General features: G+C 54.2%; 19 protein-coding genes. 13 read left to right on the forward strand and 6 right to left on the reverse strand.

Going from position 1 to position 13,300, the window contains the following annotated elements; genetic code table 11:
* Positions 1-137 precede the first annotated feature (137 nt).
* Both yjfN and bsmA read right to left on the reverse strand, forming a co-directional pair.
* Entirely contained in the window at positions 138-413 is a 276-nt protein-coding gene (gene yjfN, locus KTH07_RS23050; RefSeq protein ID WP_017694671.1) for a DUF1471 family protease activator YjfN, read from the reverse strand.
* 148 nt (positions 414-561) lie between these two features.
* On the reverse strand, positions 562-891 hold the full coding sequence (bsmA, locus tag KTH07_RS23055) for a biofilm peroxide resistance protein BsmA (protein ID WP_032620827.1): 330 nt from the start codon (positions 889-891) through the stop codon (positions 562-564).
* A gap of 137 nt (positions 892-1,028) precedes the next feature.
* Between bsmA and yjfP the strand changes: the two genes are divergently transcribed.
* On the forward strand, positions 1,029-1,751 hold the full coding sequence (yjfP, locus tag KTH07_RS23060) for an esterase (RefSeq protein WP_023302960.1): 723 nt from the start codon (positions 1,029-1,031) through the stop codon (positions 1,749-1,751).
* On the opposite strand, the gene ulaR is transcribed toward yjfP, so the two are convergent.
* Both ulaR and ulaG read right to left on the reverse strand, forming a co-directional pair.
* The gene (ulaR, locus tag KTH07_RS23065) at positions 1,748-2,503 is read right to left on the reverse strand and encodes an HTH-type transcriptional regulator UlaR (protein WP_003856014.1); all 756 of its coding nucleotides are present in this window, start codon (positions 2,501-2,503) and stop codon (positions 1,748-1,750) included. The genes yjfP and ulaR overlap by 4 nt on opposite strands.
* A gap of 110 nt (positions 2,504-2,613) precedes the next feature.
* Complete coding sequence (gene ulaG, locus KTH07_RS23070) at positions 2,614-3,678, reverse strand: L-ascorbate 6-phosphate lactonase (RefSeq protein ID WP_006810379.1); 1,065 nt, start codon at positions 3,676-3,678, stop codon at positions 2,614-2,616.
* Between the two features lie 359 nt (positions 3,679-4,037).
* Between ulaG and ulaA the strand changes: the two genes are divergently transcribed.
* From ulaA to KTH07_RS23100, 6 genes are read left to right on the forward strand one after another with little or no spacing between them, the layout of a single operon-like run.
* Positions 4,038-5,438 carry a PTS ascorbate transporter subunit IIC gene (gene ulaA, locus KTH07_RS23075; RefSeq protein WP_015572475.1) on the forward strand — a complete coding sequence of 467 codons (1,401 nt, stop codon included), beginning with the start codon at positions 4,038-4,040 and terminating at the stop codon, positions 5,436-5,438.
* A 12-nt stretch (positions 5,439-5,450) separates the two neighbouring features.
* A complete protein-coding gene (gene ulaB / locus KTH07_RS23080) occupies positions 5,451-5,756 on the forward strand; it encodes a PTS ascorbate transporter subunit IIB (RefSeq protein WP_003856022.1) in 306 nt (101 codons plus the stop codon).
* Positions 5,757-5,765: 9 nt separating this feature from the next.
* A complete protein-coding gene (ulaC, locus tag KTH07_RS23085; protein ID WP_032620829.1) occupies positions 5,766-6,233 on the forward strand; it encodes a PTS ascorbate transporter subunit IIA in 468 nt (155 codons plus the stop codon).
* 12 nt (positions 6,234-6,245) lie between these two features.
* A complete protein-coding gene (gene ulaD, locus KTH07_RS23090) occupies positions 6,246-6,896 on the forward strand; it encodes a 3-keto-L-gulonate-6-phosphate decarboxylase UlaD (protein ID WP_017383946.1) in 651 nt (216 codons plus the stop codon).
* 9 nt (positions 6,897-6,905) lie between these two features.
* Complete coding sequence (locus KTH07_RS23095; protein ID WP_015572478.1) at positions 6,906-7,766, forward strand: L-ribulose-5-phosphate 3-epimerase; 861 nt, start codon at positions 6,906-6,908, stop codon at positions 7,764-7,766.
* A complete protein-coding gene (locus KTH07_RS23100) occupies positions 7,759-8,445 on the forward strand; it encodes an L-ribulose-5-phosphate 4-epimerase (protein WP_032620832.1) in 687 nt (228 codons plus the stop codon). Before KTH07_RS23095 ends, KTH07_RS23100 begins: the two co-directional genes overlap by 8 nt.
* A 134-nt stretch (positions 8,446-8,579) precedes the next feature.
* On the opposite strand, the gene yjfY is transcribed toward KTH07_RS23100, so the two are convergent.
* On the reverse strand, positions 8,580-8,855 hold the full coding sequence (yjfY, locus tag KTH07_RS23105) for a DUF1471 family protein YjfY (RefSeq protein ID WP_017383944.1): 276 nt from the start codon (positions 8,853-8,855) through the stop codon (positions 8,580-8,582).
* 340 nt (positions 8,856-9,195) lie between these two features.
* Between yjfY and rpsF the strand changes: the two genes are divergently transcribed.
* The 5 genes from rpsF to KTH07_RS23130 all read left to right on the forward strand — a co-directional run bounded on the left by rpsF (position 9,196) and on the right by KTH07_RS23130 (position 11,717).
* Positions 9,196-9,591 carry a 30S ribosomal protein S6 gene (gene rpsF, locus KTH07_RS23110; RefSeq protein WP_003856034.1) on the forward strand — a complete coding sequence of 132 codons (396 nt, stop codon included), beginning with the start codon at positions 9,196-9,198 and terminating at the stop codon, positions 9,589-9,591.
* Positions 9,592-9,597: 6 nt separating this feature from the next.
* On the forward strand, positions 9,598-9,912 hold the full coding sequence (gene priB / locus KTH07_RS23115) for a primosomal replication protein N (protein WP_003856035.1): 315 nt from the start codon (positions 9,598-9,600) through the stop codon (positions 9,910-9,912).
* 4 nt (positions 9,913-9,916) lie between these two features.
* Positions 9,917-10,144, forward strand: coding sequence for a 30S ribosomal protein S18 (gene rpsR, locus KTH07_RS23120; protein ID WP_000135199.1), 228 nt, complete (start codon positions 9,917-9,919; stop codon positions 10,142-10,144).
* 41 nt (positions 10,145-10,185) lie between these two features.
* On the forward strand, positions 10,186-10,635 hold the full coding sequence (gene rplI, locus KTH07_RS23125; RefSeq protein ID WP_006810372.1) for a 50S ribosomal protein L9: 450 nt from the start codon (positions 10,186-10,188) through the stop codon (positions 10,633-10,635).
* A 152-nt stretch (positions 10,636-10,787) separates the two neighbouring features.
* The gene (locus tag KTH07_RS23130) at positions 10,788-11,717 is read left to right on the forward strand and encodes a DMT family transporter (protein WP_063162001.1); all 930 of its coding nucleotides are present in this window, start codon (positions 10,788-10,790) and stop codon (positions 11,715-11,717) included.
* A gap of 46 nt (positions 11,718-11,763) precedes the next feature.
* Here KTH07_RS23130 and KTH07_RS23135 read toward each other — a convergent pair whose 3' ends face one another.
* Entirely contained in the window at positions 11,764-12,402 is a 639-nt protein-coding gene (locus KTH07_RS23135; RefSeq protein ID WP_017694664.1) for an OapA family protein, read from the reverse strand.
* Positions 12,403-12,633: 231 nt separating this feature from the next.
* On the opposite strand from KTH07_RS23135, the gene fklB reads away from it, so the two are divergent.
* Positions 12,634-13,254: an FKBP-type peptidyl-prolyl cis-trans isomerase gene (gene fklB, locus KTH07_RS23140; RefSeq protein ID WP_008502892.1), complete on the forward strand. Its 621-nt coding sequence runs from the start codon at positions 12,634-12,636 to the stop codon at positions 13,252-13,254.
* The last annotated feature ends 46 nt before the right edge of the window (positions 13,255-13,300 follow it).

A 13,300-nucleotide genomic window follows, 5' to 3' on the forward strand; every position in this document is an offset into this window, starting at 1 on the left:
AACGGCAGAGCGAAGAGAACGTTTATCTGTTTAATGTAACTGAATGTTACCTATTTGTTTTTATTAAGTTTCGGGAGGGATAAAAAATTTGCAAAAGTGAAAAGCCACTAAAATTAAGTGGCTTTTATCGGAAGGGATTATGCATAAAGAATGGCCTGCACGCGCCAGTGATTAACATGGTTATCTTCCTGCATCTGGACGATGCGATACCAGGATGCGCCCTGTTCATCGGCCTTCAGGGCGACGACACGTTCAACGTCTTGCGGACTTCCCGTGATATTATTGACGGAGATCTGACCAATCTCGTTCAGGCCCGTGACGCAATCCGCGCTGGCAAATTCGGCCGACTGCGCCGTGGTGCTCAGCAGGCCCGCTGAAAGCAATAGCGTCGTTAAAGCAAGGGTTCGTTTCATCGTCAGCTCCTTTTCACGTGTCTCCGGTATCCGCCGGGCAATCCTTCGCGAATAAACTCATTTCCATTGTTGCTGGCATGGAGTTTATTGTGGACAGGAAAATGTCTACGGACGCAAAGCAGTGTAAAAGTCGTTCAAATGATGATGCTTACTTACGGTACAAAATTCCCTGGGCGTACCACTGTCCCGTAATAATGGTTTCATCAATCATCGTGATGACGTAATAATCTGCTTTTGCGGCAACTGCCTGTGCTTCAATTGCGTCTTCTGCATCATCCGGGGAACCACGAACCATCGCGGATACGGTATCCAGGCGTTGTAATCCTTCCGTCTGATTACGACGAATTTCCTGAGGATGATCGGTAACCGGCGGCGCCGGTTCTGGCGTACCCTGCAATATGGAACATCCGCTGAGCAGTGAGACCAGCAATAAAGCCGTAAGCCTGCGCATAAACCTGTCTCTTTTCCTGATAGCCATAGTGTAGTTGTCTGCGAATTTAGTTTTGGGGGAATGTTCCCGAAGTGTTATCTGGGACGTAGATTTCGAATGAAAATATCGTGAAACCGTAATCCAGCTCTCAACATTATGAATCATTCATCAGCACAGGATCGACAATGATTGAAATTGAAACTCGCCAGCTGAGTGGGCATGAAATCATCCATGCTTTTTCGGCTGGTAAAGGTGAACAGCCGCTGCCGACGGTAGTTTTCTATCATGGCTTTCTCTCCTCGAAGCTGGTCTACAGCTATTTTGCCGTCGCGCTGGCGCAGGCCGGTTTCCGGGTGGTCATGCCTGATGCGCCGAATCATGGGGCACGCTTTACGGGCGATGAGCAGGCGCGGCTGGGGCTGTTCTGGCAAACGCTGCACGGCAATCTGACCGAGTTCGCCGGGCTGCGTGACGCGCTCTTGCAGGCCGGGCTGGTGGAGGGGAAACGGCTGGCGGTCGCAGGCGCATCAATGGGCGGAATGACGGCGCTGGGGATCATGGCCAGGCATCCGGAGGTGACGTCCGTGGCTTGCCTGATGGGATCGGGCTACTTTACGTCACTGGCAAAGACGCTGTTCCCGCCTCAGGCCCCTCAGGAGATTGAGGCCCTGTTGTCTGAATGGGACGTCAGCCATGCGCTTTCGCAGCTGGCCGATCGTCCGCTGCTTCTGTGGCATGGGGACGCCGATGACGTCGTACCGCCCGGTGAAACGTTCCGCCTGCAACAGGCGCTACAGCGTGAAGGGCTGGACAGCAATCTGACCTGCCTGTGGGGAGCAGGTGTCCGGCACCGTATTACCCCGGCCGCGCTGGAGTCAACCGTGGAATTCTTCCGTCAGCACCTTTAAACGCGCAGCACTGTGACACCCTGATCCTCCAGCTTGCTGAGGATCTCGGGGTTGGCGTTTTTGCCGGTGATCACCATGCTGATTTGCTCGGCGCGGCTGAAAAGCATGCCGGCGCGTTCACCGACCTTGCTGCTGTCGACCAGCACCACCAGTTTGCCCACTACGTTAAGCATGTTCTGTTCTGCCATTGCGGTGAGCATATCGGTTTTATACAGGCCATCCGCCGTCAGACCTTTGCCGCTGGTAAACATCCAGTGCCCGGCGTAGAGGCTGTTTTCACTGTCCTGCGGGCTAAGGGTGATGGACTGGCTCTTGTTATACTGGCCGCCCATGATCACCACGCTTTCATGTTCCTGGTCAATGAGATAGTTGGCCAGCGGCAAATAGTTGGTGATGATTTGCACCGGCTTGCCGCACATCTCACGGCCCAGCAGAAACGCCGTCGAACCGCAGTTGATCACCACGCTTTCTCCAGGATTTACCAGCTGTGATGCCGCTCTGGCAATCCGCACCTTTTCATCGTGATTCTGCGCCTGGTGGATGTTCATCGGCGTCCAGCGTGGACGCTGCTGGCTGATGGCCTCTGCACCGTTGCGGACTTTTTTCAGCTTGCCGCTCTCATCCAGCTTGTTAATGTCCCGCCGCGCGGTAGCGGGGGAGATCCCTAAACGTTCGATCACTTTCTCGACGGTGATAAACCCTGTTTGCGCCAGGAGTTCCAGTAAAATTTGATGCCGTTGCGCTTCCGTCATGAGCTATTCCGATAAGAATTGATTTGAAAAGATGATATTTGAAATAGCGTGAAATTACTAAGATAAATATGACATCGCCAGACGCAAGGTCTGGCGATTGGGCCTCAGAATCAGAGGAAGGATTTGAACGGCAGATCGGGTTCAATCGTAAAGCAATCATCGAAACCACGCGGGTAGTGGTACTCAAGATTGTCTTTATCCAGCGGCCAGGTGAACTTGCCGCCAACCTGCCAGATGAACGGCTTGAAGCCATACTTGAGGCGGTCTTTTTTCATCTCCCACAGGACGCGGATCTCTTGCGGATCGGCCTGGAAGTTTGACCAGATATCGTGGTGGAACGGGATCACCACTTTGGTGTTCAGCGCTTCGGCCATACGCAGCATGTCTGCGCTGGTCATTTTGTCGGTGATCCCGCGCGGGTTTTCACCGTAAGAGCCAAGCGCCACGTCAATCTGATGCTCGTTACCGTGCTTCGCGTAATAGTTGGAGTAGTGGGAGTCACCGCTGTGATACAGGGAACCGCCGGGCGTTTTGAACAGGTAGTTCACCGCGCGCTCATCCATCCCGTCTGGCAGTACGCCTGCGGCTTTCTGGTCGGCAGGCAGGGTGATCAGCGCGGTACGGTCAAAGGCATCCAGCGCGTGAATTTCAATGTCTTTGATTTTCACTACGTCGCCCGGCTTCATCACGATGCAGCGCTCTTTTGGCACGCCCCAGCCAATCCACAAATCCACGCAGGTCTGCGGCCCAATAAACGGTACGTCGTCCGCGCAGTTTTGCATTACCGCTGCCGCCACGTTCACGTCGATATGATCGTTGTGATCGTGGGTAGAGAGTACGGCGTCGATCTGACGAATGGCAAAAGGATCCAGCACGAAAGGCGTGGTGCGCAGGTTCGGCTGGAGCTTTTCAACGCCGGCCATACGCTGCATCTGGTGGCCTTTTTTCATCAGTGGATTGCCGTGGCTCTGTTTGCCGGTGCCGCACCAGAAATCAACACAAATGTTGGCGCCGCCTTCTGATTTCAGCCAGATCCCGGTGCAGCCCAGCCACCACATCGCAAATGTGCCAGGAGCAACCTGTTCCTGCTCGATCTCTTCGTTCAGCCAGCTACCCCACTCCGGAAAGGTACTCAGAATCCATGATTCACGGGTGATGGTTTTCACTTTACTCATCGTTTGACTCCTGGTTTTAATCAAAAGTAATCACTATATGACTTGTTGTGATTAATGCTGGCACTGTTTTAATCGATTTGCAATGGCTGATTTGCGGAAAATTCCCCTCGCCACCTCACAGAAAAAACTTCATGACGTTGTTAAGATAACCATTATAAATGATTAATGTATTGAAATTTAAGAATTTATTTATTTGTTTGGATTGGTAGTGAAAATCATTACTAATACCATGGAAATAAATTGCGTGATCCGTCACAAATAATCAAATGCAATCTTGTGATGATTATTTGTGATTAATAGAGTGATGACACCAACCACACAGGGATTGCCCCTCGTGTTCTCATTTTCTGGAGAGAGTTATGGAGATCCTCTACAACGTCTTTACCGTGTTCTTTAATCAGGTAATGACCAACGCCCCGCTGTTGCTGGGTATCGTGACGTGCCTGGGGTACATCCTGCTGCGCAAAAGCGTCAGCGTGATTATCAAAGGCACCATCAAAACCATCATTGGTTTTATGCTGTTGCAGGCGGGGTCTGGCATTCTGACCAGCACGTTTAAGCCGGTTGTTGCCAAAATGTCAGAGGTGTACGGCATTAACGGCGCCATCTCTGACACTTACGCGTCCATGATGGCCACCATCGATCGTATGGGGGATGCGTACAGCTGGGTTGGGTATGCGGTACTGCTCGCGCTGGCGCTGAACATCATTTACGTGCTCCTGCGCCGCATCACCGGTATTCGCACCATCATGCTCACCGGGCACATCATGTTCCAGCAGGCGGGGCTGATTGCGGTTTCTCTCTATATCTTCGGCTACCCAATGTGGACCACCGTCATCTGCACGGCAATACTGGTCTCGCTTTACTGGGGCATCACCTCCAACATGATGTATAAGCCAACGCAGGACGTTACGGACGGCTGCGGCTTCTCCATCGGTCACCAGCAGCAGTTCGCCTCCTGGATTGCTTACAAAGTTGCGCCGTACCTGGGCAAAAAAGAGGAGAGTGTTGAAGACCTCAAATTGCCTGGCTGGCTGAATATCTTCCACGACAACATCGTCTCCACGGCAATTGTGATGACCATCTTCTTCGGTGCCATCCTGCTCTCCTTTGGCATTGACGTGGTGCAGGCGATGGCGGGTAAAACCCACTGGACGGTCTATATCCTGCAAACCGGTTTCTCCTTCGCGGTGGCCATTTTCATCATCACCCAGGGCGTGCGTATGTTCGTCGCCGAACTGTCGGAAGCGTTTAACGGCATCTCCCAGCGCCTGATCCCTGGCGCGGTGCTGGCGATTGACTGTGCGGCTATCTATAGCTTTGCGCCAAACGCCGTCGTCTGGGGCTTTATGTGGGGCACCATCGGCCAGCTGATTGCGGTCGGCATCCTGGTGGGCTGTGGCTCCTCAATCCTGATTATTCCTGGCTTTATCCCGATGTTCTTCTCCAACGCCACTATCGGCGTGTTTGCTAACCACTTCGGCGGATGGCGCGCAGCGCTCAAGATCTGCCTGGTGATGGGCATGGTTGAAATCTTCGGGTGCGTGTGGGCGGTCAAGCTCACTGGCATGAGCGCCTGGATGGGCATGGCGGACTGGTCAATTCTGGCGCCGCCGATGATGCAGGGCTTTGCGTCCGTCGGGCTGGTCTTTATGGCCGTCATCATCCTGATTGCCCTGGCTTATATGTTCTTCGCTGGCCGTTCGCTGCGGGCTGAAGAAGATGCAGAAAAACAAACAGCAGAAGTGTCTGCTCATTAAGGAGTTTCGATTATGACCGTACGTATCCTGGCTGTGTGTGGCAATGGGCAAGGTAGCTCCATGATCATGAAGATGAAAGTGGACCAGTTTTTAACCCAGTCAAACATTGACCACACGGTGAACAGCTGCGCAGTGGGTGAATACAAAAGTGAACTGAACGGCGCGGACATCATCATCGCCTCAACGCACATTGCCGGCGAGATTAGCGTGTCGGGCAACAAATACGTGGTAGGCGTACGCAACATGCTGTCGCCTGCGGATTTCGGGCCAAAGCTGCTGGAAGTGATCAAAGAACACTTCCCACAAGACGTGAAGTAAGGATGCCACATGAAACTACGTGATTCGCTGGCAGAGAATAACTCCATCCTTTTACAGGCCGAAGCCAGCACCTGGCAGGAAGCGGTGAAGCTGGGCGTGGACCTGCTGGTTAAGGCGGACGTTGTCGAGCCGCGTTATTACCAGGCCATTCTGGATGGCGTGGCGCAGTTTGGACCCTATTTTGTGATTGCCCCGGGGCTGGCAATGCCGCATGGCCGTCCCGAAGAGGGCGTCAAGAAAACCGGTTTTGCGCTGGTGACGTTGAAAAAACCACTGGTGTTCAACCACGAAGATAACGACCCGGTCGACATTCTGATCACCATGGCGGCTGTCAATGCCAACACCCACCAGGAGGTGGGGATCATGCAGATCGTCAATCTGTTTGATGATGAAGCTAATTTTGACCGTTTACGCGCCTGTCGTACCGCGCAGGACGTGCTGGATTTAATTGATAACGCCACTGCGGCGGCCGTTTAAGAGGAATTGAAAATGTCATTACCAATGTTGCAGGTCGCGCTGGATAACCAGACTCTGTCTCACGCTTACGAAACCACCCGTCTGATTGCGGAAGAAGTGGACATCATCGAAGTCGGCACCATTCTGTGCGTGGGCGAAGGCGTTCGTGCGGTTAGTGACCTGAAGGCGCTCTATCCGCATAAAATCGTGCTGGCGGATGCCAAAATCGCCGACGCGGGCAAAATCCTCTCTCGCATGTGCTTTGAAGCCAACGCCGACTGGGTCACCGTGATCTGCTGTGCGGATATCAACACCGCGAAAGGCGCGCTGGACGTGGCGAAAGAGTTCAACGGCGACGTGCAGATTGAACTGACTGGTTTCTGGACCTGGGAGCAGGCGCAGGAGTGGCGCGAAGCGGGTATCCAGCAGGTGGTTTATCACCGTAGCCGTGATGCGCAGGCCGCAGGCGTGGCGTGGGGCGAAGCCGATATCAGCGCGATCAAACGTCTGGCCGATATGGGCTTCAAAGTGACCGTCACCGGTGGCCTGGCGCTGGAGGATCTGCCGCTGTTCCAGGGTATCCCGATTCACGTCTTTATTGCCGGTCGTAGCATTCGTGATGCTGCGTCTCCGGTGGAAGCGGCGCGTCAGTTCAAACGCTCAATCGCTCAGCTTTGGGGTTAAGGAGCGGGTATGTTGTCAAAACAGGTCCCGCTTGGCATCTATGAAAAGGCACTCCCTGCGGGGGAGTGCTGGCTGGAGCGGTTGCAGCTGGCGAAGCAGCTGGGTTTCGATTTTGTCGAAATGTCGGTGGATGAGACGGACGAGCGTCTTTCTCGCCTGGACTGGCGTCGCGACCAGCGTCTGGCGCTGGTGAGCGCCATTGCCGAAACCGGCGTGCGCGTGCCATCCATGTGCCTGAGCGCTCATCGTCGTTTTCCGCTTGGCAGCGAAGATGATGCTGTACGCGCCGAAGGGCTGGAGATCATGCGTAAAGCCATTCGCTTTGCACAGGATGTCGGCATCCGCGTGATCCAACTGGCGGGTTACGATGTTTACTATCAGGAAGCCAACGATGAAACGCGCCGTCGTTTCCGGGAGGGCCTGAAAGAGAGCGTTGAGATGGCAAGCCGTGCGCAGGTGACGCTGGCGATGGAGATCATGGATTATCCGTTGATGAACTCCATCAGCAAGGCGCTGGGCTATGCGCACTATCTGAACAACCCATGGTTCCAGCTTTATCCGGATATCGGAAACCTGTCGGCATGGGATAACGACGTACAGATGGAGCTTCAGGCGGGCATCGGGCATATCGTGGCGGTGCACGTTAAAGATACCCGTCCTGGCGTGTTTAAAAACGTACCGTTCGGCACCGGGGTGGTGGATTTCGAACGGTGCTTCCAGACGCTCAAACAGACAGGTTATTGCGGGCCTTACCTGATTGAGATGTGGAGCGAAACCGCGGACGACCCGGCGGCAGAAGTGGCGAAAGCCCGGGACTGGGTGCGCGAGCGCATGGCGCGGGCAGGGCTGATGGAGGCGGAACATGCTTAAGCTGAAACAGCAGGTCTATGAAGCCAATATGGATCTCCCGCGCTGTGGACTGGTGACGTTTACCTGGGGCAACGTAAGCGCCATCGATCGCGAGCAGGGGCTGGTGGTGATTAAGCCGAGCGGCGTGGCCTATGACGCCATGAAAGCGGACGATATGGTGGTGGTTGACCTGGAAGGACACGTCGTTGAAGGCAAATGGCGCCCTTCTTCTGATACGGCAACCCACCTGGCGCTGTATCAGCGTTACCCGTCTCTGGGGGGCGTTGTGCATACCCATTCCACGCACGCCACCGCCTGGGCACAGGCCGGGCTGGCGATCCCTGCTTTGGGTACGACGCACGCAGATTACTTCTTCGGCGATATTCCCTGCACGCGAGCGTTAACGCAGGCTGAGGTCGAAGGCGAGTACGAACTTAACACCGGCAGGGTCATTATCGAAACGCTGGGTGAGACGGAACCACTGCATACGCCGGGTATTGTGGTGTACCAGCATGGTCCGTTCTCCTGGGGTAAAGATGCGCATGACGCCGTGCATAACGCGGTGGTGATGGAAGAGGTGGCCAGAATGGCGTGGATTGCGCGCGGCATTAACCCACAGCTTCAGGGCATTGATGATTACCTGATGAACAAGCATTTCATGCGTAAGCATGGCCCGAATGCTTATTACGGGCAGAAGTGAATAAGTGCTCTGGAATACCGAAACAGTTGTAACCGGTGGTATTCCGGAGCCATTCATAAAAAAGGCCCCGGGCAGGGGGCAAATTATATATGGCTTTGATTTTCGTTGGCTTTCCTGGTGCTAGCGATAAAGCGTTACTGGTAAATATCTGCACTGGCGTGCATATTACCGTTGCTGCCGGGCTCACGTGTCAGCATGACGTGATAGTATTTTGCGCCCTGCGCATCGGTTTCTTCATTAAGCGCCTGATCTGCTTCACTTTCAGTGGCGAAGTTATGATTGATGTAAATAACGCCTAAGCTCTGCACATCATCCATGTTTCTGGCCTGTTGGCTGTCTATTCTGATGGCTGCCATCGCGTTTGCACTGAGCAAAAGCGCAGCCAAAATGGCGATTGCGATTCTTTTCATGATATGCGCTCCACGACTGCGTGCTGTGATACGGGGTAATGTTCTCCTTCTCTGTTCCGTGTCTCTGATTAAAGTGTAATCGCTACCCGGATTGCGATGGGTGACCATTTCTGATGGTGTTGTTCAAAAAAACAGCGCTTCTGATGAGTGCGATTTTAAATCACCCACTTAGAACAGCTTTACCCTTTGTGCGAATTATTTGTGCAATCAGCTTGAGTTTCCTGGGGGGCGCAAGTATTATGACGCGTCAATTTTTCAGCCGACCTTTAACACGTTCCTTGCCTCCCCGGGCCTCGGCTGACCCAGACAGGAGGCTGAATAATCCGTAAGGAGCAATTCGATGCGTCATTACGAAATCGTTTTTATGGTCCACCCTGACCAGAGCGAACAGGTTCCGGGCATGATCGAGCGTTACTCTGCTGCCATCACTGGTGCAGAAGGCACGATCCACCGTCTGGAAGACTGGGGCCGCCGTCAGCTGGCTTACCCGATCAACAAACTGCACAAAGCACACTACGTTCTGATGAACGTTGAAGCTCCGCAGGAAGTGATCGATGAGCTGGAAACTACCTTCCGCTTCAACGATGCCGTTATCCGCAGCATGGTTATGCGTACCAAACACGCAGTGACCGAAGCATCTCCGATGGTTAAAGCGAAAGACGAGCGCCGTGAGCGTCGCGATGATTTCGCAAACGAAACCGCAGATGATTCTGATGCTGGGGATTCTGAAGAGTAATTTCTGATGACCAACCGTCTGGTGTTGTCCGGCACCGTGTGCAGGACCCCCCTTCGAAAGGTCAGCCCATCAGGAATTCCGCATTGCCAGTTCGTGCTTGAGCATCGTTCTGTGCAAGAGGAAGCCGGGTTTCACCGGCAGGCGTGGTGCCAAATGCCCGTAATTATTAGCGGACACGAAAACCAGGCCATTACTCACAGTTTAACGGTCGGTAGCGCAGTAATCGTTCAGGGGTTCATTTCTTGCCACAAGGCAAAGAACGGCCTGAGCAAAATGGTTCTGCATGCCGAGCAGATTGATTTGATAGATTCTGGAGACTAGCCATATGGCACGTTATTTCCGTCGTCGCAAGTTCTGCCGTTTCACCGCGGAAGGCGTTCAAGAGATCGACTATAAAGATATCGCAACGCTGAAAAACTACATCACCGAAAGCGGTAAGATTGTCCCAAGCCGTATCACCGGTACTCGTGCAAAATATCAGCGTCAGCTGGCTCGCGCTATCAAACGCGCTCGCTACCTGTCTCTGCTGCCGTACACTGATCGTCATCAGTAATCGGGCACGGTCCATTAATACGACTTTAAGAGGATAAGGTAATGCAAGTTATTCTGCTTGATAAAGTAGCAAACCTGGGCAGCCTGGGTGATCAGGTAAACGTTAAAGCGGGTTACGCTCGTAACTTCCTGGTTCCACAGGGTAAAGCTGTTCCAGCTACTAAGAAAAACGTAGAGTTTTTCGAAGCACGTCGTGCTGAACTGGAAGCCAAACTGGCTGACGTTCTGGCGGCTGCTAACGCTCGCGCTGAAGCAATCAACGCACTGGGCACCGTTACTATCGCGTCTAAAGCTGGCGACGAAGGTAAACTGTTCGGTTCCATCGGTACCCGCGATATCGCTGATGCAGTTACTGCGGCAGGCGTTAAAGTGGCTAAGAGCGAAGTTCGTATGCCGAACGGCGTTCTGCGTACCACTGGTGAGCACGAAGTTGACTTCCAGGTTCACAGCGAAGTGTTCGCTAAACTGGTTGTTAACGTAGTAGCTGAGTAATTTTTTACTCTGCTCGCGTCGAAGCGCCGGCCTTGTGCCGGCGTTTTGCTTTTTAGCGTGACCCTGCGTCATCTTTTGCTCTTGTAAGGTCGCTATTCCTGACGCATTCTCTGATAATAAATTGAAACGCAATTTTATTTATGAGATTTGTCATGGATACTGCTCTGCCCACGCCCGTCTTTGCCCGTCGCAATGTGGCCTATGCCTGCGCCACGCTCTGCTGTCTGCTTTGGGGAAGCTCGTACCCGGCCATTAAAAGTGGCTACGAACTCTTTCAGATCGCGACCGATGATATCCCCTCCAAAGTCGTCTTTGCCGGATACCGTTTTCTGTTTGCCGGCGCGTTGCTGCTGCTTTTTGCCCTGGCCCAGCGAAAGCCGATTGGCAGGCTCACGCCCACGCAGTTTGGCCAGCTCACGATCCTCGGACTGACGCAGACCTCCCTCCAGTACACCTTCTTTTATATCGGCCTGGCCTACACGACCGGGGTGAACGGCTCCATCATGAATGCCACCGGGACCTTCTTCAGCGTGCTGCTGGCGCACTTTATCTACCACAACGACAAACTCAGCTATAACAAAACGCTGGGATGTGTTCTGGGCTTTGCCGGGGTTATGCTGGTGAACTTCCACAGCGGGTTAAGTGAGTTCCAGTTTGTCTGGAAAGGTGACGGATTTGTGGTGCTGGCCGCCTTTATTCTCTCTGCGGCCACGCTTTACGGGAAGCGCATTTCCCAGACCGTTGACCCGACGGTGATGACTGGCTGGCAGCTGGGGATAGGCGGGGCGGCACTGGTTGCGGGAGGCTATGCCACGGGCGGGGCGCTGGAGGTGCACAGCATGAAAGCCGTCGCCGTGCTGGGGTATCTGACGCTGCTCTCATCCGTGGCGTTCGCCCTGTGGAGCGCGCTGCTGAAAGTAAACCGCGTGAGTATGATTGCCCCGTTCAACTTTGTCATACCTGTAGCAGGGACGGTGCTCTCGGCCATCTTCCTCGGCGAAAACATTCTGGACATCAAATACGCGATTGCGCTGGTGCTGGTCTGCTCGGGGATCTGGTGGGTGAATAAACGGCGTGCCTGAGAACACAAGTGCCGGGCGGCGGCTTCGCCTTACCCGGCCTGGGTCATTAACGTGCTCTGATGAAACTGCCGTCCGGCTGGCGGGTAAACAGTACCTGCTGCCCGTTTCCGGTATCGATCGTTAGCCCGGTCACCACCCCGCTGGCATTCTGGCGGATCTGCACCATCTGACCATTTTGCAGGTTGCTGAGCGGTTTGCCTGCCCCCTCGACTTGCGCCATGGCATACACATCCGTTGCTGGCAGATTGTGGTCGCGGAACAGCTGGGCAAGAGTTTTCCCAGGCTCTACGCGATACGAACGCCACTGCTGCTCAATGCCGGTGGGCTGTTGCGCCTGTGGCTCTGAAGGGGCGGCGGCCTGCTCCTGATCTTCCTGAACCGGTTCAGGTTCAACCGGTGCAACCTGGCCCGGATCGTTAGACGGTGTGACCAGCTGCGTCTGCATCGGCTGTGAATCAGGCTGCGGCTGGCTTTGCGACTGGATATCCAGCACAGCATTCCGGCTGACCGGCGCGGTATCAACGTTGTCACTGCCGGAAGGAAGCAGGAAGCCGATGACGATCAGCAACGCGCCGATAATAATGCCTCTGCGGTGCAAAGGCGGCAGCGGGTCCATGATGCGAAAGTTATCCGGCGCATGCCAGATTTTCGCCAGGGTAGGTTTCAGTTCAAATCGCCCGGGCATGGCTCTCCTCCTGCTCCGCGTCTTTTTATCCTGTCCTGAGAAGTGTAGTTTGCTAACTGCCTGATGGGCGTAACAAAGCCAGCTTTCGTGACATATATTAGGGAAAATCCTGACGGCTACTATTGTTTCCGTTTCGTCGCAGTTTGTCACCTTTACTTAAGACAAAGTTTTACCCATAAGGGCATGGCTGATATGCTGCCCGCTACTTTAAATGTGATGGAAGGAAAACCCATGACCACCCCGACTTTTGACACTATCGAAGCGCAGGCAAGCTACGGCATCGGCTTGCAGGTAGGACAGCAGCTGAGCGAATCCGGCCTGGAAGGTCTGTTACCGGAAGCGCTGGTGGCGGGTATCGCTGACGCGCTGGAAGGCAAGCAGCCCGCTGTGCCGGTTGACGTTGTGCACCGTGCGCTGCGTGAAATCCACGAACGTGCTGACGCCGTACGTCGCGCGCGTTTCGAAGAGATGGCGGCAGAAGGCGTGAAATATCTGGAAGAGAACCGTGAGCGTGAAGGCGTGAACAGCACCGAGTCCGGCTTGCAGTTCCGCGTAATCAATCAGGGTGATGGCGCAATCCCGGCGCGTACCGACCACGTTCGCGTACACTACACCGGTAAGCTGATCGACGGTACCGTGTTCGACAGCTCCGTCGCGCGTGGCGAACCGGCTGAATTCCCGGTCAACGGCGTTATCGCAGGCTGGATCGAAGCCCTGACCCTGATGCCAGTAGGTTCCAAATGGGAACTCACTATCCCGCACAACCTGGCTTACGGCGAGCGTGGCGCTGGCGCGTCCATTCCGCCATTCAGCACCCTGGTGTTTGAAGTCGAGCTGCTGGAAATCCTGTAATCGGTTTTTCTTATTTTCCTCTCTCCGATCGGGGAGAGGAAAATAG

The organism is Enterobacter cloacae complex sp. ECL72 (genome assembly GCF_019056635.1).
Taxonomy (GTDB): Bacteria; Pseudomonadota; Gammaproteobacteria; order Enterobacterales; family Enterobacteriaceae; genus Enterobacter; species Enterobacter hormaechei_C.

Coding starts and splice junctions, on each gene's coding strand:
- rpsF (WP_003856034.1), top strand. CDS start 9,196: ATGCGTCATTACGAAATCGTTTTTATGGTCCACCCTGACCAGAGCGAA.
- bsmA (WP_032620827.1), bottom strand. CDS start 891: ATGGCTATCAGGAAAAGAGACAGGTTTATGCGCAGGCTTACGGCTTTA.
- rpsR (WP_000135199.1), top strand. CDS start 9,917: ATGGCACGTTATTTCCGTCGTCGCAAGTTCTGCCGTTTCACCGCGGAA.
- ulaD (WP_017383946.1), top strand. CDS start 6,246: ATGTCATTACCAATGTTGCAGGTCGCGCTGGATAACCAGACTCTGTCT.
- yjfY (WP_017383944.1), bottom strand. CDS start 8,855: ATGAAAAGAATCGCAATCGCCATTTTGGCTGCGCTTTTGCTCAGTGCA.
- rplI (WP_006810372.1), top strand. CDS start 10,186: ATGCAAGTTATTCTGCTTGATAAAGTAGCAAACCTGGGCAGCCTGGGT.
- ulaG (WP_006810379.1), bottom strand. CDS start 3,678: ATGAGTAAAGTGAAAACCATCACCCGTGAATCATGGATTCTGAGTACC.
- KTH07_RS23095 (WP_015572478.1), top strand. CDS start 6,906: ATGTTGTCAAAACAGGTCCCGCTTGGCATCTATGAAAAGGCACTCCCT.
- yjfN (WP_017694671.1), bottom strand. CDS start 413: ATGAAACGAACCCTTGCTTTAACGACGCTATTGCTTTCAGCGGGCCTG.
- yjfP (WP_023302960.1), top strand. CDS start 1,029: ATGATTGAAATTGAAACTCGCCAGCTGAGTGGGCATGAAATCATCCAT.
- KTH07_RS23130 (WP_063162001.1), top strand. CDS start 10,788: ATGGATACTGCTCTGCCCACGCCCGTCTTTGCCCGTCGCAATGTGGCC.
- KTH07_RS23135 (WP_017694664.1), bottom strand. CDS start 12,402: ATGCCCGGGCGATTTGAACTGAAACCTACCCTGGCGAAAATCTGGCAT.
- KTH07_RS23100 (WP_032620832.1), top strand. CDS start 7,759: ATGCTTAAGCTGAAACAGCAGGTCTATGAAGCCAATATGGATCTCCCG.
- ulaC (WP_032620829.1), top strand. CDS start 5,766: ATGAAACTACGTGATTCGCTGGCAGAGAATAACTCCATCCTTTTACAG.
- priB (WP_003856035.1), top strand. CDS start 9,598: ATGACCAACCGTCTGGTGTTGTCCGGCACCGTGTGCAGGACCCCCCTT.
- ulaR (WP_003856014.1), bottom strand. CDS start 2,503: ATGACGGAAGCGCAACGGCATCAAATTTTACTGGAACTCCTGGCGCAA.
- fklB (WP_008502892.1), top strand. CDS start 12,634: ATGACCACCCCGACTTTTGACACTATCGAAGCGCAGGCAAGCTACGGC.
- ulaB (WP_003856022.1), top strand. CDS start 5,451: ATGACCGTACGTATCCTGGCTGTGTGTGGCAATGGGCAAGGTAGCTCC.
- ulaA (WP_015572475.1), top strand. CDS start 4,038: ATGGAGATCCTCTACAACGTCTTTACCGTGTTCTTTAATCAGGTAATG.